This window comes from uncultured Vagococcus sp., from assembly GCF_963518325.1.
In the GTDB taxonomy this organism is placed as follows: Bacteria; Bacillota; Bacilli; order Lactobacillales; family Vagococcaceae; genus Vagococcus_D.
In genome coordinates this window covers 1-24,358 of the sequence record NZ_CAUQJB010000049.1, presented here as the reverse complement: position 1 = coordinate 24,358, position 24,358 = coordinate 1, and the positions used below count along the sequence as shown (strand labels likewise).

Below are 24,358 nucleotides of genomic sequence, written 5' to 3'. Positions count from 1 at the left end.
TTTATCTCTAAAGAAGAAAACGATAGGAATATCTTCGTTTTTCAGCAGCTTCAATAACACTTAGGAGATTTTTTATGACAAGAATTTATTTAAAAGAAATTAAAGAACAAGATTTACAGCATGTATGGGAGATCAGTTATGGTCCCTCTGCAGATTTAACATGGAAAGAATACGACGGACCATATTTCGAAGACCCGCTTTTAAGCTGGGAAGCTTTCTCTACTGGCTTTGGTAAGGATTCCATTGATAATCCACACCGAAAATTGATTATGGCTGACAATCAAACTGTCGGCATGGTCACCGCTTATTGGGTAGACGGGAGGCTTAAGCAATGGCTTGAAATTGGCCTCTTAATTTACGACTCTCACAACTGGGGGAAAGGGATTGGACATGTTGCCTTGTCTCTTTGGATCAAAGAGTTATTTCAACAGCATCCCGCTTTACCACATATTGGTTTTACTACCTGGTCTGGAAATATAGGTATGCAAAAAATTGGCGAAAAGAGCGGCATGACCAAAGAAGGAGTGATTCGTCAAGTTCGATTTTGGCAAGATTGCTTTTACGATTCGGTTAAATACGGTATCTTGCGTGATGAAGTCATGGACTGAATCTAATTCAGTCCTTCCAGAAGCACACTGTAATATCACTTAACTTCAGAACGAGAAAATCATGCTAGAAGACAGACAGTGTCTTTTAGCTGTTTTTTCGATATATATCATCAGGTCTAAGCCGCTTTAATCAAACGAAAAAGCCAAATTTTTCTTAGACGAGTTATCAGCAAAAATTGAAAAGACCTAGGACAACAGGAATCAAAACATTGTATTGAAAATACTGCCAGTTGACTATCAATAAACACGATTTTTCATTAAATATTCCTTAACGCTACCTATCTGTTGAAGAGCTTACATTCATAAAGAGGTGATAAACTTTAGGATTAAGTTTATCACCTCTTTGATTTTGGGGTATATCAATCAGCTGTTAGACTTCACTGCTTAAGAATGTAAGGACGCCCCGTACCTGTCGCTTCTGGATTTGCGTTCCCACTATAAAAGATCCACCGCTCCTTTTCATAGTAACTGAACACATATCTCAGCGACTGCTCCTCATTTAAAAAAGTGAGGTTTTCGTGGGTCTCTAGCTCAAAGGTTAACCTGTCGGCTTCACTGGTTTGTGTGACATAAACATCCACTGCATTTATTTCATCCGTCGCCCGGACACGTATATGCCGGGTAATCATCTTCTACCGACTGCCAATCACCTAACATTTTTTTATGGTCATCTTGTCGTTGTCATTTCGGACTAGCTCAATCGGAGCCAAATTCCCGCCAGTAATCCTTTCCCCTTTCTTTTGTTCGATCTTGTAACTCGGTAAGATTGTTACTCCTTTATCGGTTACCATCATCTGATACAGGAATTTTTTATCGGATAACTCGTGAGTGTATACCATCTGATCTTTTGTTGACTCAATCTCCAATAACAACTCATCCAGATACAAATAGCCACCTTTTTGATCAATTTGAGTAAGTCCTTCTGCTCCAAACTACTCCCCCGTCACACTAGCGACCAATTGCCAGTCTGTAAGTGCTGAGGTATCGCCAAAAAAAGTGAGTCTTTAAATTGTGATAGCTTCCCTTCACTCATCTCTTTGTTAAATTGTAAGGCAAAAAAACGGTTATTGTTTGAATAAAAAACAGGCGCCACATCATTCGTATCCCCCCTAAGACACTGCCATCAAATTCGTGGCAGCGTCTTTTGCTTCCCAATAATCAACTCTCTCACCTTTGATTTTGCCTATTAATTTCCCAAATCAGATTGCCCTTCCTTGATGATCTTTATCCCCAATACCCCTGATGAACTGCGGCAATCGCCAACTCAAGTTCCGGAAAAGGCCCAATCACCGTCACCTCTTTCTGGCCACGTGCCAAGACCTCACGACAAGGTAAATCGAAGGTTGGATTTTGATCATCGTCACCTGTTAAAGTCAATAAACGTTTTTCGGTCATGCCATAAACAATTGTCCCTACATTGGACCAATAAATGGCTCCTGTACACATGGCACAAGGTTCCGCTGTCGTATAAAGGACACAAGAAGCCAGTTCCTCTTTACTGTACAAGTGTGAGGCTCGTTGAACCAAGGTGGTTTCGGCATGGCCCGTACAGACTTTTTCGGTAATTTCAATGTTCTCCTGTTCCAAAATTATCTCCCCATGCTGATCCACCAATAGCGCGCCAAAAGGTGTATTTCCGTGATCTCGGGCTTGTTGAGAAAGCTCGATGCAACGTGTTAAATAAATCTCATGTGATGTCATTATAAGTCCTTCTTTCTCTCTTTATATTCATTATACAAAAAATCTAGCAACTAAAATAGAGCAAGCCCCTAAGCAGATTGGCTCTGTTTTAGTTGGTTTATTTTTTTCGGCTAACACGCATGCCTTTTTCAATGTGTTCCTTTTGAGAGAGCTGCTGATAATCAGGCGTCTCCCTTCCATAGATCATTAACTTGCCTTCTTTGTCGTAATGAATTCCCCAGCCATAGGTTTTGACTAATGGTGAGGTTCGTAAACAGGCTCTAGGTTTTGCAAAAAACTGTTGCCACTCTGCCTGACGTTGTGCTTCATCAAAGAATACTAACCCTTTCTTTTTCACATAACAAGCAAAATCAAGGTCTGCTTGTGTATACGTATAAGGAGCCCTACTAATCATCTCAAATTGCAGTTGCGCTATGGTAGGTGTCGCTTTAGTTGGTGGCACCAACCCTTTTTCAGCCTTCGTGTCCTCTGAGACTACAATAAATGTGTTGGTATAACTCATTAGTCAATCCCCCTTTTGGGTTATTATACCAAAAAAACAGGATAGGACAAAAAGTCCCTCCCGCATTTTTTTAACGATTATCTGCTATAAGTGCTCTATTAATTATCAGCTTACGTGTTACTCTCTGCTTCAAGCTGAGTCAAAATATCTGAAATCTTGATTTCACAGCCAGCCATAGAGGTATCCGCAACACCGTAATACATAATCAAGGTATCCCCTTCAAAAATACCACCACAGCCAAATACCACATCACCAAAGAAACCTTTTTTCTCATAGTCTTCCTCTGGTTCCATAATTGGCGTTTCAGTCCGGGCCAATACGATTGTTGGATCGTCTAAATCCAAGAGAGCGGCTCCCATACAGTAACGATGCTCTGCCGTTGCCCCATGGTAAATTTCCAACCACCCTTTAGCAGTTTTGATGGGCACTAGACCACCGCCTATTCGACCACTGTCCCACTTTTCTGGGCGCACACCTAATAAGTGGTGGTGGTTACCCCAAACCTCTAAATCAGGCGAAGAGGCGATCCAGATATCGTAGTTACCGATACTTTTTAAAGACGGGCGATGAAGAGCGTAGTATTTCCCATTGATTTTTTCCGGGAAAAGCAACACATCTTTATTTTCAGGAGCGAAAATATTTCCCTTATCTTGGTAGGTAACAAAGTCTTTCGTCACAACCAGAGAATCGCAGACCCCCATTTCAGAGACAGAACTAAAATTAATGTAATAGTCATCGCCTATTTGAGTACAGCGAGCATCTTCCACGCCGTAGGTTTGGTAACGGTTTGAGGGATAAATAAAGGCTTGATCATCAATTGTAAAGTTGTGACCATCCTGACTTCGGGCAATTCGAATATAGGACAAGGAGGTTAGGAAAGAAAAACCATCCATTTTGACCTTAGCCCGAATCATTCGTGGGTCTTCAAAATCATAGGTCTCATCGCTACGATTAAAGCGGTGAATCACTAACTCTTCAGTCTGGCAGTCATAGACCGGCGCCTTAATCACTTGGGGATCCTCACTAATAGGGCGTTCAGCCACTCGCAATAGCAAGATAGTCTCATTCTTATATTTGGCAACACCAGCATTAAACGCGCCAATCACCTCAAATCCTTCATGTAAAGGCGGTACATCTAAGGGGGTAATCAGCGGATTTTCTTTGTAACGGTAAATAGTCATTTAAGTTCCTGCTCTCTAAAATTTTATAAGCCAGCCATAAACTAGGCTTACTAGCTACATCATCTAACATACTCAACCCAATAGATGGATGTTACTTCAAGGTAAATTGCATACCTTTTTGGAATTGTTTTGAAAAAAGTAAAAATAAAACAATTAAAGGTAAGGTTAGCACCACCGAAGCGGCATACATCGGCCCCGGATACGTGGCATAGGGGCCAAACATTTGGGAAATTAAGACATTTAATGTGACGGTCTCATCACTCTTCGAGACAATCATGTCCCACAAAAGATTAGTCCAGCGATCTGTGTATAAAAAGAGGAAAATCACTGTCGTAATTGAGCGTGACATTGGCAGAACGATTTTAAATAGAATCGTTAAATCATTTGCTCCATCTAATTTCGCGGCCTCGATTAACGTATCGGGGATAGCTTTAAAAAAGTTAGTGTACATAAAGATCGCCCAAAGACTAAGAGCCGTTGGAATAATCATCCCTGCGTAAGAATCCAACAAGCCAACTTTTGTCACCATTAAGAATTGCGGAATCAACAAGATAATCGCTGGGAAAAACATTTGAAAAAGGATAAAATTATTAACCATTTTTTTACCTTTAAACTCAATTTTCGCAAGGGCATAAGCCACCATTAAAGCAAACGCCAACATCAGGAAAGTAGCAATGGTCGCCACAATAATCGTGTTGATAAAAGCACCTAACCACGGGGCATCGGCTGAGATCGACGAATCACCAAACAACCAAGTCCAGGAACGCAAACTAAAGGATGAGGGAATAATTTGACGATCGACCTGATCCCAGTCAGCAAAAGAATGCATCACCAGATAAATAAACGGAAAAATCATGATTAACATAACCGCTGTTGTGAGACCATAACGTAAAACAAGACTCCTCTTACTCAATTTATGACCAACCATTTCGTTCTCCCCATTTCTCTAACATCGTTCGAATCACGCCAATCGAGGCGAAGGTCACTACCGCGGCCATCAAAGCAATCGCCGAGGCATACCCCGATTTCAAATTAACAAAGGCTTGATTATAAATCTCCATTTGCCAAGTATTAGTGGCAAAATTAGGGCCGCCTCCGGTTAACTGATACACTTCGGTAAAGATTCCAAAACTAATCCCCACTGCTAAAACAGTGACGGTAAAAAAGGCAGGATAAAGCATCGGAAAGGTTATCTTCCAAAAAGTTGTCCATTTTGATGCCCCATCAATGGCGGCAGCTTCATAAATTTCCTGATTAATACTAGTTAGACCTGATATTAAAATGAGGCCGTAATAACCCGACATCTTCCAGGCAATCATTAAAGAAACAATAAAAATTGAGGTTCCGGGATTCCCAAGCCAGTCAATATTCATTCCCCACTGCTCCCTCAGGTAGGTGTTCAAAGGACCATTATAAGATAAAAGACCTTTGACAATCAGAGAAGTCACCACCCCACTTGATAAATAAGGCAGGAAAAAGGCCACCATGTAAAGCCCCTTTAGCTTAGGCAAGCTATTGACCAATAAGGCAATCATCATGGACAGGGCCAAAGCTAAGGGTACAAACACTAATAAAAACTTATACGTCACCACAAAGGCAGCTTGAATAGCAGGATTCTTAAAGGCGGCAATAAAATTATCCAGCCCCACAAAATTAATCCTGGGAGAAATCATATTCCAGTCGGTGACAGCCAACCAGACTGACCACAATAAGGGTAATAGGAAAAAAATCAACGTAAAAATGAGATAAGGACTGGTAAATAACCAGCCCAATTTATTGTTTTGCTTCTTCATTAAGGAAGCACTCCTTCAATCGCTTTTTTACCTTCACTCCAAGCTTTTGCCGGTGCTTTTTCCCCACGAACGACAGGTACCCAGGTCTGTTCACCAAATGTTTGTTGAATATCATTGTACAATTCATTATCCATGGCTGGAACTGCGTATGGCACATTCTCTGCGTAAGTAGCCATCTCCGGATGAGCCTTAAAATACTCTTTAAAAGCAGCATTTTCCGTTGCATCATCACGAGCAGGAATTAAACTTGTCACTTCAAGAAACTTCGCATCATGAGTCTCATCACCGTAAACAAACTCCAGGAATTTCATCGCTGCTACTTGTTCCTCTTCGCCAGCTTGGGCATACATCACAATCCCTTTGGCATCCGCATAGGTAGAAACCGTTTCAGCATCTTTTAAACGATCGGGAACGACAGGTGTTGCAATAGTATAGCCTTCGCCATATGTCAGCTCTGGATACTTTTCCGCCCAGTTCGGGAAGGTCCACGGGCCTATATCACTCATCAAACTAACACCATTTTCAAAGGGATCCGTTGACTCACCTGTTAGCAATAAGTCTTCTTTTTGTAACTTGCTGACTAGTGTTAACACATCTTCAACTGACTCATCATCAGCCGACACCTTGTTGGCCTCAACAAAACTGTTGCCTTCACTGGCAGCATTATACAGGGGGAAGAAATCAAACCAGCGCATCCACGCCGTTGGGTCAGCTAAGTCTTTTTTGGCCCACATCACTTTATCTGGATGTTTATCTTTTAACTTTTTGCCTACTTCCAACAACTCAGAATAGGTTTTAGGTGGCTCATTGTAACCTAACTCCTTCAGTAATTCTAAATTCCATGCAAATAGAATCGGATTAGAATAGACAGGGAGAACAAATTGATCGCCATCTGAAAACTGCCAACTGTCAATTGTTTTGGTCATGTTTCGCCCTTTAACAATGTCATCAAATCCTTTTTGCTGGTCAATCGGTAAGATCGCCTCGCTAGCAGCTAACTGTGCCGCAAAACTTCGGTTAATATTTTCTGATAATGTCGGTGCCGTCTTTGAAGCGATGGCTGACTGAATCGTTGCTTCAGATGACGGACTCTCCTTCATTTGAGAGACTTCCACTACAATATCTGACTGACTCTTACCAAATTCAGTTGCCATCTCTTCCCAATACTTTAATTGAGTAGGATTTGGGGCTGCCCAAAAGGTGACTTTTGTTTTCCCCTCTGTATTAGTTTCTTTTTTAGTGCCGCAGCCAGTTAGTAACACGCCACACAACAACGCTGTTGACAAGCCAATTAGCCATTTCATTCGTTTCATATTCTTGACCCTCCTATTTAAGTAAACGGTTTCTATCTTACACCCAAAAGTTTAGCACCTGCCATTACGATTGTCAACAATATAATTAATTATTAACTACAATTACAAATAATTACAAATTGAAAAGTGATTAATTTTCACAAATAATCAGTCATAAATGGATTAGCAATGGATTTTTTGACGATCTTTCACATGATTAAATCATTCATACTTAACATTACAAATGATTTTTCATTATTTTGTAATGTTAAATACCTGATTTCCAGACTTTCCAGCTTGTGTTATCTGGTATCTTTACATTACAATGGGAGTTATAATGACTGACAAAAATTACATGAGGTGAATCCATTGGCTAAAGTAACCATGCAAGATATCGCAGATCACTTGGGCATTTCCAAAAATTCGGTGTCCCAAGCTTTGCGAGATAAAAAAGGCGTCAGTGACGCCACTAAAAAGGATGTAATGGCAGCTGCTACATCACTGGGCTATCATTATGCGGAACGGGCGACTAAGCAACACTTTATTTTGTTTGCTACCGAGTTCGCCCTGTCACAGACCAGTTTTTTCGGTGAGATTGTTAAAAGTATCCAGGATAAATGCAGTGACCTTAATGGGCAATTAACTATTCAGGAAATACGGCAGGAACATATTGACACACTGACGATCCCCGTTGATCTAACTCTTTATGACGGTATCATCGTCCTTTCACACAGCGACAACCGCTATATCAAACAACTGATTGACAGTCAGTTACCAACCGTCATCGTTGATCATCACGACCCCTTGTTGGCAGCCGATGCCATTTTGACAAAAAATACAGACGGTGTCTTTTCTGCTGTTGCTCTCTTGCATGAACATCAGTACCAGACCATCGGTTTCATCGGTGACATTACTTTTTCACCTAGCTATTTAGAGCGTTACCGCGGCTTCAAGCGTGCTCTCGAACACTTTTCACTGCCCTTTGCTTCAGAGTTTATCATTACCGAGATTGAGGAGAGCCAAGGCGCTTTATTTACAAAGCTAAACCAACTAAAGACTCAGCCAGATGCTTGGTTTTGCGCCAACTCTGGGCTCGCTTTTATGTTAAATTCCTATCTCCAATCAAAAGGTTTAATCATTCCTAAGGATATTGCGATTATTTGTTTTGACAATACGGAATTCACTCGCATGTCACAACCAAAGATCACCAATGTGGCCACTGACTTAACCTTCATGGGAGAACTAGCAGTCGACACCTTACTAGATAGAACAGCTCATCCATCGGCACCTTTTGTCCATAAACAAATTGTTCCTAGTATGACGCTTTACGACTCGATTTAATCTATTATTTAATTAAAAAGGGGGAGCCTATGACAACTTTATACGAAGTTAGCAGTTTCACTTATAACGGCCATGGCGGCAACCTTGCTGGCGTGAGATTGTTGGCACCAGAGGAAGAGCTGTTACCTGCGGAAATGCAAGGGATAGCCGCTGACTTAGGCTACTCAGAAACGGCCTTTGTCAAAAGAACAAATGAAAGAAAGTTCCACTTACGCTATTTTACGCCATTAGCTGAAGTCCCTTTATGTGGCCATGCCACGATTGCTGCCTTTAGCCTCTTAAAACAGCTGGCACAACTGACTGCTGGGACTTACGGGATGGAAACATTGGCTGGTCATTTAAGCATAAAAATTTCTCAAGATGAGACAGTTTTTATGGAACAACCCTTACCAATCTTTTACGACGATCAACCCAACACCCAACAAGTTGCCAACTCTTTAGGGTTGGTTGCCTCTGATTTCGCTGACAATTATCCTTTGAAAATTGTCTCAACTGGCTTAAAGGATTTAATGATACCTCTTAAAAACAGCCAGTTACTGGAGAAAATCAGCCCAGATTTCAAAGCCATTAGCCTGATCTCTGAAACACTGGATATTATCGGTTATCACGTCTTCGCAGTTGAAGACAACCAGCTAACAATCAACTGCCGCAACTTCGCCCCTTACGTTGGTATCGATGAAGAATACGCCACAGGCACATCAAATGGTGCCTTGGCCTGTTATTTGTTCCAAGAAACACGAACTGACGATACATCTTATGAATTTAAGCAAGGACGCCAAACTTTAGATCAATCCGGCCAAATCTTTGTTAAACTGACAGCCACAGACCGCCACTTAAAACAAGTTCTAGTTGGTGGCAAAGCCGTTATCTCGAAAAGATTAAACTAATTGAAAAAAAACTTGAGCTTCGTGATATGACACGGGGCTCAAGTTTTTTTTAATCCTCATAATCACTATCTAACTTTTGATTCCAAACTAAAATAGCAAACTAAAGGCTTTAAAGTTATGGAGACCTGTTCCGTGCCTCACTAGGTCATTGACTCTCAAATAATTAACACTGGCTAATAACTCTTGTGAACTTACCTGTATCTCTAACTGATTATGAGAACCAAAAATCCGGCGAACATCTGGCTGATTTCCTAATTTTTCCAAAGTCATCACCAAGTCTTGAGGACTAGTTGAAGGATAATTACTATAGACAGGTGTTTCTGAGCTATACAAGCAGTCTCCCGGAAAAAGATAACCATTGTCATCAATAAATGATACATGGCCCGGTGAATGCCCTGGCGTGTGAATCACGCGAACCTTTCGCTCACCTAAATCAATCACCATGCCATCTAACAAATGCCCCGTGGGACGACCTTGGAACAACTCAAAACGGCTGATATCAAATTCAGCTGGCAGGGGCTGGGATAACTCCCTCATTAATTCTTTGCGAACACTAGCAGTGTCCCAGACAGGAATCCCCTGTTCCAACCACTCACGATCTAAGGGATGGACATAACAATTATCAAACTCTCCTACCCCGCCGATATGATCCCAATGAACATGGGTTAGGACAACTCTTACAGGCAGATCTGTTAAGCGGTCGACCACCTCTTTTATAGACCCAATTCCCAATCCCGTATCAATTAGCAACGCCTCTTTCTGCCCTATTAATAAAAAAGAGCGGACCTTTTCCCAATGGCCATATTCACTAATTGCAACCGTCTGCTGATCAATTTGCTCTAGAGTAAACCATTCCATCTACTAACCTCCCTTTTTATAATAAAAACTGATTCCCACTTCCATATCTCCATCTTTCTCTCCTTAAATTTAACAGGTTTTTAGCCTAAGTGAAAATACCTAAAAAATGGCACTCTAGTGTGGTTGAAACCACGTTAGTGTTTAATAAGACCGATACAATTGCTAACTTATAACGCTCTCTCATTTCTCTAAAAAATTTCAAAAAAAATTCAAAAAATAACACTTCACATTTTTTTGTTTTTTTATTATTATAGTCTTGTAAAAAATGTGATTGCTCTTTTTTGTCGACAAAAAAATGTCACCATTAACTATTTGTGGAGGGATTTACGATGAAAAAAAACATTCTAATTAGTGGCGTAGCTTTAGCAATTGTCATGAGCCTTGCCGGAACCTTATCCTATATTCAAAAAAAAGAATTAACAGCCAAAGAAGTCACAAAAGAAACAGTTATCACTGAAAAAAAAGACAGTGAACCACCTGTCATCAACGGGCAAAAAAATTGGGTGATTACTCAAGGTCAGCCAATTAATGTCCTTGAGGGCGTAACTGCAACTGACAATGTCGATAAGACTGTCAAACTAACTGCCAGCGACTTTTCCAACCAGCAAGTAGGTTCACACGATGTCATCATTACTGCTGAAGATGGAGCTCACAACAAAACCACTAAAACAATTGTCGTACAAGTCAATGCACCTGAAAAAATAGAAGACCTTAGTGACGAACAACCCGTGATTAATGAGGTTGCAACGTCTGAAGCGCTGGTATACGAAAAAGCCGCTGAGCCACAAGTAGAAGAAACCCAACCGTCAGTCAGCGAACCCACTTGGACAGCTAATACCCTCTATCTTGGAGGAATAGCGATTCCTTATCAAAACGCTGGACAAAGTAGTGGCCAAAGTGTCATTGACAACAACCCAAATATGGTTGCCACATGGGGAGGGGCGGCCCTTCAATCTGGAAGTGACGGCGCCAACACACATTTTATTGGTCACAACCCTGGAATTTTTAATGTCCTATTCTCGCTAGGAGGCGGTAGCCAAATTATTGTGACTGACAGTAATGGTACACCAACTTATTACACGGTCAACCAAGTTTTTCAAGTAGACGACTACGGCACAGGTGTCGCTGACGGCCAAAGCTATATTGACCAAATCACTGGAACTGGTGGCGGCGAACGCATTACTCTGCAAACCTGTGTTAATGACGATATTAATCTAATTGTGATGGCAAGTGCTAGTTAACAAATCTTATCTAAAGGGGCGCTCTGAAAGATAAGTGCCCTCTTTAGTCTGCTTATCTGAAGATAGTCGTTTTTTGGGTAATGTCCCCTCTAATTTCTCTCTCCCCTATAACAGCTAATCAAAATGTTTTTCATTCCGCAGCGTCATAGGCATCTCATTGTACTCTTTACTCATATTGTCTCTAATTACACCAGGAATCGATTCCCTAGTAATAAAGGAAATTCTTCTCACATATACCCCTTTATGTTACACCATCGCATAATTTTCCCCCTCTGGAGACTGACCGCCAGAAAATGTTAAAATCGTGGATTCTCTAAAAGGCCCATCAATCACGTGCATATTTTGACAATCATCTGGAAATTGTTGTTCGCCCTTTTCTGATTTTGTTTTATCATATTTAGCACCACCATTATAAATAAGAGTGAAAATACCCTCACCTTATAGTTCTTTTTAAGTTTTAAATTTCTATCGATTGTTTTTACCATATCTCGGTCTTTTATAAGTTCGTCTAAAGAAATCTTACAACTGTTGCTGAGACTAATCAACATGACAATATCAGGATACGAACGGTTATTTTCCCAACTCGAAATGGTCTTATCCGAAACCATTATCATATCGGCTAATTCTTTTTGAGTTCATTTCCTTTCCTTTTGATATTTTTTTAGTTGTAATCCCAGTTCCATATTATACTATCCCTCTCAACGTCAGTATATAAAAAGCTAATTAATTATACCACCTTTAATTCTTAGAGTGGCACTTTTATCTATCTAAGAATGATAGAGTGTTGATCGACATTCCCGTTTGTCTTCTAAAAAAAATCAGGAACGAAGCATTCACGTATTTCGTTTAATCGAAAACATTAATTTTGTTCACAGTCCGCCAAATCAGAATAGGCCCACCATCGCCTCAAACCCTTACCAGTTGGTGGATTTCCAGTAATATGTTAGAATTCATTATGCTAGCAAATAAGACGATATACACTTAAATTATCTAACAAGAAAAAAAAGGAGACCACAATGATCACACTTAAATCAGCAAGAGAAATAGAGATGATGGCTGAGTCCGGTGCTTTATTAGCCAACGTTCATCGTGAGTTACGAGAATTTATTCAGCCTGGGATTACCAGTTGGGATATCGAGGAATTCGTTCACGATTTTATTAAAAAGAACAGAGGTATTGCCGCTCAAATTGGATTTGAAGGCTACGAATACGCTACCTGTTGTAGTATCAATGATGAAATTTGTCATGGTTTTCCGCGTAAAGAGCCGTTAAAAAGTGGTGACCTAATCAAAGTGGACATGTGCATTGATTTGAATGGGGCAATGTCTGATTCGTGTTGGACATATGTGGTTGGGGAGTCCACTGCAGAAATTGATCGATTGATGGCGGTCACTAAAAAAGCTCTTTACCTTGGCATTGAGCAAGCTCAGGTTGGCAATAGGATTGGTGATATCGGCCATGCCATTCAAAGCTACGTTGCTGGCGAAGAACTTGGCTTGGTTCGTGATTTTGTCGGTCATGGTGTGGGGCCAACTATCCACGAGGCACCTTCAGTTCCAGCTTACGGCGAACCAGGTAAAGGAGTTCGTCTCAAAGAAGGGATGGTCATCACCGTTGAACCCATGATTAACACTGGTACTTGGCGTTTAAAAATGGACGACAATAACTGGACTGCTCGCACCCTTGACGGGGGATTAAGCTGTCAATATGAGCATACCTTAGCTATTACAAAAGATGGCCCACGAATCTTAACCTCTCAAGGCGACCAATAAATTTAAAGAGGACTAGCCTATGCGATGGCAGTCCTCTTTAATTGAAAAAAGGCTTAACTTAATGCATATCGTGTGTAGTAAGTTAAGGCTTTTTCCTGATGTAATTGAGCAATAATCTCATAAAAACGAGTTTCTGATGTGGGGATTTTTTTTGCTTCTTTCAAAAATTGCTGCAATTGCCCATCATAACTGGGGTAATCAAAATACAAATGAACGAGAATCGTCATAAACTTCAGTTGAATCAGCCAATGTACGTGATCAGATTTCGCCATGATGGTCCCATAATCTCCCAGTGTTGCTTTAGCTAAACCAATATCATGGGTGACTAATAAGCTCTGAATTCGGTTAAAATAAAGATCCCCCACTTCCTCAAAAAATAATGATTTATCATATTGTTGGTAAACATCAAGCTCCTTTAACAGCCGCTGAAACAATTTGTTTGAATAATCTTTGCTTTTTTCAGGGACTGACAGTAAAACTAACTTGCCCAGTCTTATTTCCAGTAACGTCCACCTCTTAGCTTTCTCTAACTCCGCCGTAATTTCATTAAATGGCTGTCGAGAGAACTTATAAAAGTTGGTGTTGGTGATTAACACTAATAAGTATGCCTTAATCGCCAGATAACGGACTTCCTTATAAGAATGCTGGTGATTCGTTTCATATAGATCGTACAAGGCTTCAAATTGCCCCTGATTATACAAGCGGTCAATTTCCGCCGTCAAATGACTAATCTCGGATTGTTGCTTCTCTTGTCTAATATAATCAAATTCCCTATACGTAATTCCTAAATTACTCAATAGTCCTTCAAATTTCTCAATGCTAATTGTATATTTTCCTTTTTCAAAGTCACTATAAAATGTTTTAGAAACGACATTTCCATACACCTCTTTTTGCGTAAAGCCTTTTTGCTTGCGAATTTTCTTAATGATTTCACCGTACACCACTTCGCCTCCATAAAATTCCTGTATACAGGAATTTTAGCACATTATGAACCTCAAACTCATGTTATATTTTAAAAAAAGAAGTTGGAGGAATTAATATGTCTAAAATAATCTATGTAAAATTAATCGGGTTTGGCTCAGGGCTGGCGCTCCTAATCAGTTTATTTTCTGCTCTTGGAGTTATTTTTCAAGCTGCCCCTAACACCATGATACTCATACAAATATGTGCCTTTTTACTTGCTGCGGGGTTCTTTACTTTCTATATGAAGAAAAAGGAACGGTCCTTAGTGCCTTTTGGTTTTAAACAAACACGGATCAATCAGGTCTTTTACTTAGCCATTGGGTCGATTGTACTGATACAACCCGCTATCTTAGGTCTTAACTTGTCGCTGCCTCTTTCAACACTAGTCCTTATCTTTATTCAAATGGCGCTGGTAGGCTACACCGAAGAAGTTCTCTTTCGTGGAATTTTTTTCTATTCATTAAGAGACAAACAGCCACAGACAGTTATCTTATTTTCAAGCATCATCTTTGGTATGCTTCACCTAGCAAGTGGTCTTAACCCAAACCAAACCTTATTTTTAGTTGTCCTGCAACTGATTAATGCCTTGCTCTTGGGAATGGTTTTTGCTGTTTTTTATTACCTAACTGAAAATATTTATCTCGTCATCAGCTTTCACGCTTTGTTCAATATTTTAGCATCCGTTTCTCAGGTCGGAAGTCTTGAGAAAGATCTATTAGCTGTTTCTACCTTGGCTGTCCTTTATTTAATTATTCTTACCAGTTGTTACTATTTACATGCCCATAAAAAGTAATCCCCCAGATTCAAAAAGACTTTTTTATAATTAATGTCTTTTTAACTCACATAATAAATCTTAACAACCTAATTCCGTTTTTACGAACCATTAATCTTCACTTACCTTTATATAAAAAACATATACTTCTTGAATTTTGCACATTCATATGCAATTATTGCAACATTTACCTCAGTTAACGGAATTATAAAATAACACTTAAATTTTCACAATGATAAGCAAATATTGAAAAAAAGACTATTAAACCCTTTAATACCAATCGATATCGTGTTAAATAACTATTTCTATTTTAAAAGTCGCAAGCAAAATAATCCACATTTTAAAGACTAAGATTTATGATGACCTTATAGAAGACGTAGATTTTAATTTTATCGATAGAGGCAAAATCTCACCATTTACAATACATGGAGGGATTACAATGAAAAAGAAATTAGTTATTGGTTTATTGGCTTTGTCAATTTTGATAGGTGTTGCCGGAACCCTATCTTATACGCGAAGCACACAGCTTGCTGCTCAAGAACGAGTCACAAAGGAAAAGAAAGAAGCGACAGTTGTCGCAGTTGCTAAAAAAGATACCGAACCACCAACGATTGAAGGTCAAAAAGATTGGTCTGTGACTCAAGGGGATCAGGTCGATGTTTTAACAGGAGTGACAGCCAAAGATAACACGAATAAAGACATTAGCATCTCAATAAGTCCTTTTTCAACTGACAAGGTAGGCGATCAAAAAGTGACTTTAACTGCCGAAGATCAAGAACATAATAAAACCAGTAAAATTATTACGGTCCATGTTAAAACAGCAGAACCCAAAGAAACGTCAGTTGCAACTGCAGCCCCAGCTGAATCAGTTGAACCCGAAGCAATTGTCCTTGAAGAACAACCCGTAGCAGCGACAGTTGAAGAAGTTACCGCACCAGAACCAGCTCCCGTAGCTGAAGTGCCAGAAGCACAACCTGTTGCAACAAGTGAACCAACCTTGGCACCTAATACGATGTATGTTGGTGGTATCGCCATTTCTTATCAAAATGCGGGACAAGGCAGCGGACAAGCAGTGATTGACAGCAATCCAAATGTAATTGCCACTTGGGGTGGAAACTCTGTTCAATCAGGTAGTGATGGCGCTAATACTCATTTTATCGGTCATAACCCAGGGATTTTCGGCGTCCTCTTTTCATTAGGTGGCGGTAGCCAAATCACCGTTACCGATGGAGCTGGCACACCTACTTATTACACGGTTAACCAAATTTTCCAAGTTGATGACTATGCAACGGGGGTTGCAGACGGACAAAGCTACGTAGATCAAATCATCGGCAGTGGTGGTGGTGAACGAATCACCCTTCAAACTTGTGTCAACGACGATATTAACTTAATCGTTATGGCCAATGCCTCTTAAGAATTATAAGATGTATCATTAATGGAGCCAATGCCCTTGGATTGAATGGGGACATCCGAGGGTTGACTCATCATACCTATCAGAGGAAACATCCTTTGATTAAAGAAAACAGCGGGTCTCGTAAGGGAGTCCGCTGTTTTCTTTTTAATTTAATGGTCTAATTCCTTAGCTCCTTTTATAACCTTATCAACCTCTTCTCTCATTTGTTAAACTGACAAGACCGACAATAATCTGAATGGCTAAACCCTTTCTGACGACACCATGAGACTGCCACCCCTTCCATTAGCCCGCTTGCAAAAAGCACCTTATTTCAAATGGCTAACTATAGCTTTTATTATCAAGTAACACTTTAGATGTTGATGTTGACGGTGACAATAAAAAGGATGACAACTTCTTCATTACCCTAAATAGTATTGTTGATACGTTATTCCGTGACTATATTGCTTATGATCCCTTCTCCCCAGACTCCCCCTTTTTATTAGTCAATTCTAACAAAGGGAGGGAGCCAACCACACGTTAAACAGGGTTGACAACCACGGAGACGGCCTCCGCCTGTTGTCAAATGGGACATAACCTTGGGCGCGATAGATATAATCAACTTTCCATTGATGGCTGAGCTCTTTTTCTGCCAATTTTTTCATAAAGGCTTGAGCAAGAGGCTTATTTTGACTTTGAGTTTTGCCAACAATATAAACTAAATCTGTAAAAGACAAACAATAATTTTGAGGGAACATCGTGTCAGTAATATGGGGACTAATGGGTTGATTAGTTGAGCGCCTTAAAAACAATTGATGGTTGAGCATATAGTTCAAACCTTGGTTTAGCAGGTTGACAACCACTGGGTCCTGATTGTCTGCAAACTCCTGATAGGTCAACAAAGCTCGCACCGTCTTGCCGATACCAATATAACAAGGGGTTCCCTTTAAACATCCTCCATGGCGACCAATCCCCTTCCCCGACCAAGTGGTTTTCTGATATCGTTCAAACAATTGATATTTTTTTATCCAGTTTAAAGCGTGGATAGCTTCTGGGCTATTAACTAGTCCCAAGCGAGTGTATGCTTCCAGTAACATGGCGTTGTAACAGGGGACAATTCCATCGACTTCTCCCGTATAAGAAAACCCCTCAGGTGTGGCGACTTCTCGATTTACGCGATCAATGACCTTTTGAGTTTCATTTAACCGCTGGCTATAAGGAATTTAACTGAGCCCCACTAATTTGAAAATAGTTGCCAACAAGCTTGAACTACTTTCATGAGTCAAGCGGCTGAGAATTTCCGACTGATCCAACAGGCAGTCAATGTCCTTTTCAGAGAGAATTACTTTATTTTCGACTAATAGTCGCAATTCCAATCCTGTATCCATCTGTTTTCCTCCGTTTTTTTAAGTTGCTTCCTTCATTTAGTATAAGCCTTCCCCTGCAGAGGAGAGCAAGGGATTAGTTGATCCTTTGCGGCATTGAACTCGTCGCACCATTTAGACTAAAACTCACTCATTATTATAGGATTTAGACCTTACGAATTCCTGTTTTTATGATATACTTTGACTTGTCTTTGTATTTTTATACATTTGAGCTTGGAAGGCTCAGATTAACCAAAAGGAGGAGTATTTTTTTAATGTCTAAGAAGTCTGATAAAGCGCCTAAGCGCGATTTAACCAAAATTAAAACACCCCATACTTACGCCATTATTTTCGGCGTTGTCATTGCTTGTTGGTTATTAACTTTTTTAATTCCAGCAGGAAAGTTTAGCGTCAATGAAATGGAAATCGAAGGGGCCGATGGGCAAACAACAACCCGAACGGTTCTTGATAAAGAGTCATTCCGCTACAGCTATGCTATGAATAAAGAATTTGTTTTTGATCAATTAGAAGAGCTGGCGACTGATCAAACCGTCTTAGCCGAGCTTGACGTGGATCAAGAAGCACTGAAGGCGACTTTGGCTGAAGGTGAGAAAAACTTATCCCAGGAATCCTTGGATGACCTATCCTTAACAGATGATGTTTTATATGATTTATATGGTGAAAAGATTTATAATACCGATAAAAAGTTGCATAAAACTGCCAAACTTTGGGGAACTGATGATTTTGGTGGCTTTGGTTTTCTAAATTATATCTTTGAAGGGTTAACTTCAGGGGATAAATATGGATCGGCTGTCGGCATTGTTGCATTAATTTTAGTAGTGGGAGGCTCTTTTGGCATCATCATGGCAACTGGCGCCATCGATGCAGGGATTTATGCCTTTATAAGTAAGACCCGCGGACTTGAACGCCTAGCACTACCTGTCATTTTCTTTATGTTCTCATTAGGCGGGGCGACTTTCGGTATGGCCGAAGAGGTTATTCCCTTTGCCATGATTATGGTACCTTTCGTGATTGCTCTGGGCTACGACTCGATCGTGGCCATAACAGTCACCTATGTCGCCTCCCAAATCGGGAATGCGGCCTCTTGGATGAGCCCTTTTAGTGTGGCAGTAGCTCAAGGTATCGCCGGTGTTCCCGTCTTGTCTGGAGCGACGTTCCGTTTAATCATGTGGGTCGTGATCACCACTCTGTCTGCCGGTTATATGATGGTTTATGCTGAACGCATCCGTAAAAAACCTGTTTTATCAACGACTCACGAATCAGATCAGTACTTTCGTGACCGCATCGCAACTACGACTGAGGAGCAAAAACCTTTTACTCTTGGTCATAAATTAATTTTACTGGAAATGTTAGCCGTCTTGATTTGGATTATTTGGGGCGTTACGGCAAAAGGCTATTACATTCCTGAAATTGCCTCTCAATTTTTCGTCATGGGCTTAGTAGCGGGTATTATTGCCGTAATCTTTAAGCTAAACGATATGGGCATTAATGATATGGCTAGTTCATTCCAAACCGGTGTGGCTGACTTAGCTGGCACTGCAATTGTCGTGGGGATGGCAAAGGGTATTTTGCTAGTATTAGGTGGAGCAGACGCCAATGTGGCCTCAGCCTTAAATACCATGCTTTACAGCATTGGTAATGTTTTAACTGGTGTTCCTAGTGTGATTGGCGCCTGGTTTATGTATGTTTTCCAAAGTTTGTTTAACTTAGTGGTTACCTCTAACTCTGGTCAAGCAGCTCTAACAATGCCTATCATGGCCCCTCTGGCAGATATTTTAGGCGTTTCACGGCAAGTTGCCGTCTTGGCCTACCAACTGGGTGCCGGCTTTGTCGATGCTTTTACACCCGTTTCTGCCAGCTTAATTGGCGTTCTTGGTGTGGCTCGAATTGACTGGACAAAATGGGCCAAGTTCCAAATTAAAATGCAAGGCTTCCTATTTGTTCTGGGAACCGCCTTTATCGTTATTGCTATCTTAATCGGTTTACAATAAGATTCAACCATTACAAAGAAATGAGGGACTAAGATGAAATTGATTCGCCAAGCAACAGTTTACGCACCTGACTATCTAGGTGTTAAAGATGTTTTACTGGTCAACGATAAGATTCACTTAATCGACGATCACATCCAATTAACAGACATACCTTTTGATGTGGAAGAAATAGACGGAACTGGCAAACTGCTGACACCAGGTTTTATTGATTGTCACTTTCATCTTCTTGGTGGTGGCGGTGAAGGCGGCTTTCAAAATCGCACACCGGAAGTAACCTTAACCAACCTAACGACAGCAGGTGTTACAACTGTGGTTGGTTGTCTCGGAACCGATGGGATAGGCCGTGATATGGTCGCCTTAATTGCTAAGGCGAAAGGCTTGGAAGTCGAAGGAATCTCCACTTATCTCTATGAAGGGTCTTATCGGTTACCAATTGAACCTGTCACTGATTCATTGATTAAAGATTTTATGGTCATTGATAAAATAATTGGCATTGGTGAAATCGCCATCTCTGATCACCGCTCTTCCCAACCGACCTTTGAAGAATTTAGCCGAGCTGTCGCAGATGCTCGAGTAGGCGGTATGTTGTCAAATAAAGCAGGCATTATCAATGTTCATCTGGGTGGCGGTAAAAGCAAGCTCTCCTTGATTAACCAAGTCATTGACGAGACGGAAATTCCTATCAGTCAATTCTTACCAACTCATGCCAACCGCACTGCCGAACTGTTTGAAGCCTCTTTGGCTTTCGCTAAGCGGGGTGGTGTCATCGACTTTACGGCCAGTGACGATCCCGAATTCTGGGAAAAAACCGATGGTGAAGTCAGCTTTGCTAAGGGTCTTAAACGCTTCTTGGCTGAAGAGATTGATTTAAACAACTTTACCATGTCTTCTGACGGTCAAGGTAGCTTGCCTTATTTCAATGAGGAAAATGACTTTATTGGTCTAGGTGTTGGTAGTTCGAAAGCCTTGTTAATCTGTATCAAAGACGCTTTCTTTAATCAACAGATTGCCCTTGAAACTATTTTACGAGCAGTCACCATCAACCCTGCGACTATCTTGAAACTGACAACCAAAGGACAGGTTGCAGTTGGCTTTGATGCGGATCTTTGCCTGTTGAATGCTGAGACTTTAGACATCGATACAGTCATTGCTAAAGGCCAAACCATGGTTGCCAATCGCGAAGTGAGAGTTTACGGGACATTTGAACAAACGCTCTAAAACAAGCATTTAGTGGAAGCTAATCTCCCACTAAATGCTTTTTTATCAAACCTTATTGTATCAGTCCATTCTTTTAAAAATAAACCTAGATGCAATAGTTCCTACAATGACACCAGTGCTCACCCCCGACATGTGGGAGGCGCTCTCTTTAGGCACAATTACCGTGAACTGTGAAGCAACCAATAGTGATAGACTAGCAATAATCCCTGTTGGTAACAACCACTTTTTCATTGCTATTTGTAAGTTTTCCTTTTTTTTATTAAATACTGAAAGATACTTATTCTTAGCTAACACCGTAATAACAAATTACCAAACATAATAATCAAACTAGTGTAATTTCCAACATATTTAAGAGGACCACTGTCAGAAACAGCAAATTTACCACTCCACTTCCTCCTAAAAGCAACTTACTCTCCTTCAATAAATTATCCAGAGAAATTTGATAGAGATTGCTTAAGGCAATCAAGCAGTCGATGTCTGGGTAACTACGACCAGCCTCCTAGCTAGAAATCGTTTGTCTTGACACGTACAGTTCAACTGCTACTGCCTCCTGTGTCAAATTCAATTTATTCCGTTCTCGCTTTAGCTGTTAACCAAATTTCATCTCATCATTTCCTCCGTGGGTTAACTGTAAGATACCTGTCTCAATAATACTAGACAAGGGTCGTTGCAGGCAACTTTTTTCGCACTAAGATGCTTAAAAAAGCTGACATGTAGCTATTTTAACAGATGGTTGCAAACCTTTTGGCAACTGAAAAAGCTGCAAACATACTCCTTAAAAGACTGGCTGAAGCTCAGAACTTTTTTATTTAGAAAAATTTTTACTACTAACACGTCATCAATAATCCAAACTTTCCTTTTGCATCTCAATTGTGATCATCATCTTCCCCATTGACTCGAACCATCACATCTACCTCTGTCATCTACCATTCATTAGCTTCTAACCTTTCCACCTGTTGACGTATTTGTTCGATTGAATAAGACGTCAGAATATCTAAGATTATCACGCTAATCTCAAAAACATCTTGAATCAAACACTTCAGTAATTCTGTATTCTCTTCTGCGGCAAATAATTTCTTAAATGGCAAGTCATCTGTTGTTAACATCCGCTTGTTCATAGTGCTTACTCGTCTTTAATTTAGTGCTCAACGGGGCGGAAAATCTTGCTAGCGCAACGTTCCCTCTCATAAATTTGCCTCCTTTAATTGGTTCTTCTACATTAATAAGATACACCATATATCTGGAAAATATTCCTTAATGACCTTGCTTTTTCGACCATTAAATAAACATTAATTCCAGATTCTAGCCGGAAATACATGACGGCAAGTCAAATATCCGCTACAATAAAGAAAGAACCTTGAGGAGGGATACACGATGAAATTCATTTCATGGAACGTTAACGGATTACGTGCTGTTGTTAAGAAGGGCTTTGTAGATATTTTTAACGAGTTAGATGCAGACTTTTTCTGCCTTCAAGAAACAAAACTTCAAGAAGGACAGATTGATTTAGAGCTACCTGGCTACCATCAGTATTGGAATTATGCCGTAAAAAAAGGCTACTCCGGAACCGCCATTTTTGCTAAAGAAGAAGCATTATCTGTCTCCTACGGCATCGGCATCGAAGACCACGATCAAGAAGGCCGTGTGATCACTCTGGAATACCCTGAATTTTTCCTGATTACTTGCTACACACCTAACTCCCAAAATGAGTTAAAACGACTGGATTATCGGATGACCTGGGAAGAAGATTTTAAACACCACCTCAACACATTAGATGCCCAAAAACCGGTCATTCTCTGTGGCGATTTAAACGTTGCCCATGAAAATATCGACTTAAAAAATTGGAAAACCAATCGGAAAAATGCCGGTTTTTCTGACGAGGAGCGTGAAAAATTCAGCTTACTCTTAAGTGAAGGCTATGTCGATACTTTCCGCCATTTTTATCCTGATTTAGAAGGGGCCTATTCCTGGTGGAGTTATCGTTTTAATGCTCGTCAAAACAATGCTGGATGGCGGATTGACTATTTCGTGACGTCGGAACGCTTAAATGACCGTCTAGTCGACGCCAAGATTCATGCTGATATTGTCGGTAGCGACCATTGTCCTGTCGAACTGATCATGACTTAGAAAGAGGGTATTATGAAAAAACTACTTAATGTGTTTATGGTTACAATCCTTGTTTTTCTTGGTCTGAGTAATTTCAGTCAGATCGGACTAGCTGATAATACAACGGAAACACTCATTTCTGACTTAGTCTATGACAAAGAATCTCGTGTGCTCTCAGGAAAGACTGTTCCTAATGCCAATGTCTCTCTTGCTGACATCGTTGCGATGATTACAGCCGACGATGAGGGAAACTTCTCAGTGCCAATTCCTGAAGACCTGCAAAAAACAACGATTACCATTATGGATTTTCTTAATGATCAATCAACCGATATTAATTACAACTTTGTAGCTGAGACCATTGATACGACTGCTGAACACATTGAGCCACAAACAACTGAGTCTTCTGTGTCACGTAACAGTCTTCCAACTCAAGTCAGCTCGGTAGAAAGCAAAGTGGACACACCCCAAAAGGACTCTTCCGTCCTGATTTGGGTTATCGCCCTTGTGGTTATTGTCATTCTGACAATCTTAGGAATCTTTTTATTCAATAAACAAAAAAAACAAAAGCAAGCCCAGTTAAACGAAAGGAAAAAAAATAATTCTGGCCGTCGAAAACGTCGGAAAAAATCTTCAAAATAATGAGTCAGGAAGAGAGAATTTTCATTCTCCTTCCTTTTTTATTTTGGCAAAATGAGGTATAATGAAAGAATTAAGTGTGAGGCTTAATCACTTCACCCAACACTTTTTAGTAAGGAGTCTTATCAATATGAACTTTATCGCCTTTGACTTTGAAACGGCAAATGCCAAAAAACATAGTGCTTGTTCCGTGGCTTTAATTATGGTTCAGGACGACAAAATTGTGGGACGTTACTACTCCCTTATTCAACCTGAAACAGACTTTCATTGGAGAAACATCCAAATTCATGGCATTCATCCTGAAGACGTGGCTAATGCGCCAAAGTTTCCCGAAGTTTGGCAAGAAATCCAAGATTATTTTCAAGAAAATCGCTTAATCGTCGCTCATAACGCGGCTTTTGATTGCGGCGTGCTGAAAGGTTGCCTCGACTATTATGGGATTGAACAACCACATTACCTGTCGCTTTGTACCGTTCGTACCAGTAAAAAACTCTTTCCTGAGTTTGAAAACCATAAACTCAACACCGTCAGTGACAAACTGGGGATTACTTTGGACAATCACCATAACGCTTTAGACGATAGTCTGGCCTGTGCCAATATTCTGTTGTATCAAGCAACCCACTTCGGCGTGGATCCCTTAAAAAAACTAGTTAAATACATGTAGAAAGAGGGTGGGACAAAAGTAGATGATTAATCTGCTTTTATCCCACTTTTTTTGTGT

Annotated in this window: 25 protein-coding genes and 1 pseudogene; 12 read left to right on the top strand and 14 right to left on the bottom strand. The window is 40.3% G+C overall.

Annotation, left to right across the window (positions count from 1 at the left end; genetic code table 11):
• The first annotated feature begins 74 nt into the window (after window positions 1–74).
• A complete protein-coding gene (locus RWN13_RS22415) occupies window positions 75–608 on the top strand; it encodes a GNAT family protein (RefSeq protein WP_314068211.1) in 534 nt (177 codons plus the stop codon).
• A gap of 650 nt (window positions 609–1,258) precedes the next feature.
• On the opposite strand, the gene RWN13_RS22410 is transcribed toward RWN13_RS22415, so the two are convergent.
• The 7 genes from RWN13_RS22410 to RWN13_RS22380 all read right to left on the bottom strand — a co-directional run bounded on the left by RWN13_RS22410 (window position 1,259) and on the right by RWN13_RS22380 (window position 7,098).
• Entirely contained in the window at window positions 1,259–1,495 is a 237-nt protein-coding gene (locus tag RWN13_RS22410) for a hypothetical protein (RefSeq protein ID WP_314068210.1), read from the bottom strand.
• 337 nt (window positions 1,496–1,832) lie between these two features.
• Window positions 1,833–2,309 (bottom strand): nucleoside deaminase, encoded by a 477-nt coding sequence (locus tag RWN13_RS22405; protein WP_314068208.1) that lies wholly within the window; start codon window positions 2,307–2,309, stop codon window positions 1,833–1,835.
• A 97-nt stretch (window positions 2,310–2,406) separates the two neighbouring features.
• Window positions 2,407–2,811 carry a DUF6157 family protein gene (locus RWN13_RS22400; protein WP_314068205.1) on the bottom strand — a complete coding sequence of 135 codons (405 nt, stop codon included), beginning with the start codon at window positions 2,809–2,811 and terminating at the stop codon, window positions 2,407–2,409.
• 110 nt (window positions 2,812–2,921) lie between these two features.
• Window positions 2,922–3,992, bottom strand: a complete 1,071-nt coding sequence (locus RWN13_RS22395) for a glycoside hydrolase family 130 protein (RefSeq protein ID WP_314068202.1) — start codon at window positions 3,990–3,992, stop codon at window positions 2,922–2,924.
• Between the two features lie 91 nt (window positions 3,993–4,083).
• A complete protein-coding gene (locus RWN13_RS22390) occupies window positions 4,084–4,920 on the bottom strand; it encodes a carbohydrate ABC transporter permease (protein ID WP_314068199.1) in 837 nt (278 codons plus the stop codon).
• A complete protein-coding gene (locus tag RWN13_RS22385; protein ID WP_314068196.1) occupies window positions 4,907–5,785 on the bottom strand; it encodes a sugar ABC transporter permease in 879 nt (292 codons plus the stop codon). Before RWN13_RS22385 ends, RWN13_RS22390 begins: the two co-directional genes overlap by 14 nt.
• Window positions 5,785–7,098 (bottom strand): ABC transporter substrate-binding protein, encoded by a 1,314-nt coding sequence (locus RWN13_RS22380; RefSeq protein WP_314068194.1) that lies wholly within the window; start codon window positions 7,096–7,098, stop codon window positions 5,785–5,787. Before RWN13_RS22380 ends, RWN13_RS22385 begins: the two co-directional genes overlap by 1 nt.
• Window positions 7,099–7,437: 339 nt before the next feature.
• On the opposite strand from RWN13_RS22380, the gene RWN13_RS22375 reads away from it, so the two are divergent.
• Together RWN13_RS22375 and RWN13_RS22370 are read left to right on the top strand one after the other, a co-directional pair.
• Window positions 7,438–8,418 (top strand): LacI family DNA-binding transcriptional regulator, encoded by a 981-nt coding sequence (locus tag RWN13_RS22375; protein ID WP_314068190.1) that lies wholly within the window; start codon window positions 7,438–7,440, stop codon window positions 8,416–8,418.
• Between the two features lie 29 nt (window positions 8,419–8,447).
• Window positions 8,448–9,305 (top strand): PhzF family phenazine biosynthesis protein, encoded by an 858-nt coding sequence (locus RWN13_RS22370; protein ID WP_314068187.1) that lies wholly within the window; start codon window positions 8,448–8,450, stop codon window positions 9,303–9,305.
• An 87-nt stretch (window positions 9,306–9,392) separates the two neighbouring features.
• Here the strand turns inward: RWN13_RS22370 and RWN13_RS22365 are convergent, their stop codons facing one another.
• Window positions 9,393–10,163, bottom strand: a complete 771-nt coding sequence (locus RWN13_RS22365; protein WP_314068183.1) for an MBL fold metallo-hydrolase — start codon at window positions 10,161–10,163, stop codon at window positions 9,393–9,395.
• A gap of 329 nt (window positions 10,164–10,492) precedes the next feature.
• On the opposite strand from RWN13_RS22365, the gene RWN13_RS22360 reads away from it, so the two are divergent.
• Window positions 10,493–11,404, top strand: a complete 912-nt coding sequence (locus RWN13_RS22360; RefSeq protein WP_314068180.1) for a sortase domain-bontaining protein — start codon at window positions 10,493–10,495, stop codon at window positions 11,402–11,404.
• Between the two features lie 329 nt (window positions 11,405–11,733).
• Here the strand turns inward: RWN13_RS22360 and RWN13_RS22355 are convergent, their stop codons facing one another.
• Window positions 11,734–12,012, bottom strand: a complete 279-nt coding sequence (locus tag RWN13_RS22355) for a helix-turn-helix transcriptional regulator (RefSeq protein ID WP_314068213.1) — start codon at window positions 12,010–12,012, stop codon at window positions 11,734–11,736.
• Between the two features lie 408 nt (window positions 12,013–12,420).
• Here RWN13_RS22355 and map point away from each other — a divergent pair, with 408 nt between their 5' ends.
• The gene (gene map, locus RWN13_RS22350) at window positions 12,421–13,176 is read left to right on the top strand and encodes a type I methionyl aminopeptidase (protein WP_314068177.1); all 756 of its coding nucleotides are present in this window, start codon (window positions 12,421–12,423) and stop codon (window positions 13,174–13,176) included.
• Between the two features lie 53 nt (window positions 13,177–13,229).
• Here the strand turns inward: map and RWN13_RS22345 are convergent, their stop codons facing one another.
• Window positions 13,230–14,117 carry a helix-turn-helix transcriptional regulator gene (locus RWN13_RS22345; protein ID WP_314068174.1) on the bottom strand — a complete coding sequence of 296 codons (888 nt, stop codon included), beginning with the start codon at window positions 14,115–14,117 and terminating at the stop codon, window positions 13,230–13,232.
• A 98-nt stretch (window positions 14,118–14,215) separates the two neighbouring features.
• On the opposite strand from RWN13_RS22345, the gene RWN13_RS22340 reads away from it, so the two are divergent.
• Both RWN13_RS22340 and RWN13_RS22335 read left to right on the top strand, forming a co-directional pair.
• Window positions 14,216–14,932 carry a CPBP family intramembrane glutamic endopeptidase gene (locus RWN13_RS22340; RefSeq protein ID WP_314068171.1) on the top strand — a complete coding sequence of 239 codons (717 nt, stop codon included), beginning with the start codon at window positions 14,216–14,218 and terminating at the stop codon, window positions 14,930–14,932.
• Window positions 14,933–15,350: 418 nt separating this feature from the next.
• Window positions 15,351–16,325 carry a sortase domain-bontaining protein gene (locus tag RWN13_RS22335; RefSeq protein WP_314068168.1) on the top strand — a complete coding sequence of 325 codons (975 nt, stop codon included), beginning with the start codon at window positions 15,351–15,353 and terminating at the stop codon, window positions 16,323–16,325.
• 488 nt (window positions 16,326–16,813) lie between these two features.
• Here the strand turns inward: RWN13_RS22335 and RWN13_RS22330 are convergent, their stop codons facing one another.
• Window positions 16,814–17,374, bottom strand: a complete 561-nt coding sequence (locus RWN13_RS22330; RefSeq protein ID WP_314068166.1) for a hypothetical protein — start codon at window positions 17,372–17,374, stop codon at window positions 16,814–16,816.
• A 150-nt stretch (window positions 17,375–17,524) separates the two neighbouring features.
• Window positions 17,525–17,689 carry a hypothetical protein gene (locus RWN13_RS22325; protein WP_314068162.1) on the bottom strand — a complete coding sequence of 55 codons (165 nt, stop codon included), beginning with the start codon at window positions 17,687–17,689 and terminating at the stop codon, window positions 17,525–17,527.
• 251 nt (window positions 17,690–17,940) lie between these two features.
• Here RWN13_RS22325 and yfcC point away from each other — a divergent pair, with 251 nt between their 5' ends.
• Together yfcC and iadA are read left to right on the top strand one after the other, a co-directional pair.
• Complete coding sequence (gene yfcC / locus RWN13_RS22320; protein ID WP_314068160.1) at window positions 17,941–19,677, top strand: putative basic amino acid antiporter YfcC; 1,737 nt, start codon at window positions 17,941–17,943, stop codon at window positions 19,675–19,677.
• 33 nt (window positions 19,678–19,710) lie between these two features.
• Entirely contained in the window at window positions 19,711–20,895 is a 1,185-nt protein-coding gene (iadA, locus tag RWN13_RS22315; RefSeq protein WP_314068157.1) for a beta-aspartyl-peptidase, read from the top strand.
• A gap of 499 nt (window positions 20,896–21,394) precedes the next feature.
• Here the strand turns inward: iadA and RWN13_RS22310 are convergent.
• Together RWN13_RS22310 and RWN13_RS22305 are read right to left on the bottom strand one after the other, a co-directional pair.
• Window positions 21,395–21,469 (bottom strand): annotated as a pseudogene (locus RWN13_RS22310) (helix-turn-helix domain-containing protein); the annotation flags it as partial.
• Window positions 21,470–21,818: 349 nt separating this feature from the next.
• On the bottom strand, window positions 21,819–22,013 hold the full coding sequence (locus tag RWN13_RS22305) for a hypothetical protein (RefSeq protein WP_314068154.1): 195 nt from the start codon (window positions 22,011–22,013) through the stop codon (window positions 21,819–21,821).
• Between the two features lie 256 nt (window positions 22,014–22,269).
• On the opposite strand from RWN13_RS22305, the gene RWN13_RS22300 reads away from it, so the two are divergent.
• The 3 genes from RWN13_RS22300 to RWN13_RS22290 all read left to right on the top strand — a co-directional run bounded on the left by RWN13_RS22300 (window position 22,270) and on the right by RWN13_RS22290 (window position 24,301).
• Window positions 22,270–23,022 carry an exodeoxyribonuclease III gene (locus RWN13_RS22300; RefSeq protein WP_314068151.1) on the top strand — a complete coding sequence of 251 codons (753 nt, stop codon included), beginning with the start codon at window positions 22,270–22,272 and terminating at the stop codon, window positions 23,020–23,022.
• Window positions 23,023–23,034: 12 nt separating this feature from the next.
• Entirely contained in the window at window positions 23,035–23,640 is a 606-nt protein-coding gene (locus RWN13_RS22295; protein WP_314068150.1) for a hypothetical protein, read from the top strand.
• Window positions 23,641–23,701: 61 nt separating this feature from the next.
• Entirely contained in the window at window positions 23,702–24,301 is a 600-nt protein-coding gene (locus tag RWN13_RS22290; protein WP_314068148.1) for a 3'-5' exonuclease, read from the top strand.
• Window positions 24,302–24,358 lie beyond the last annotated feature (57 nt).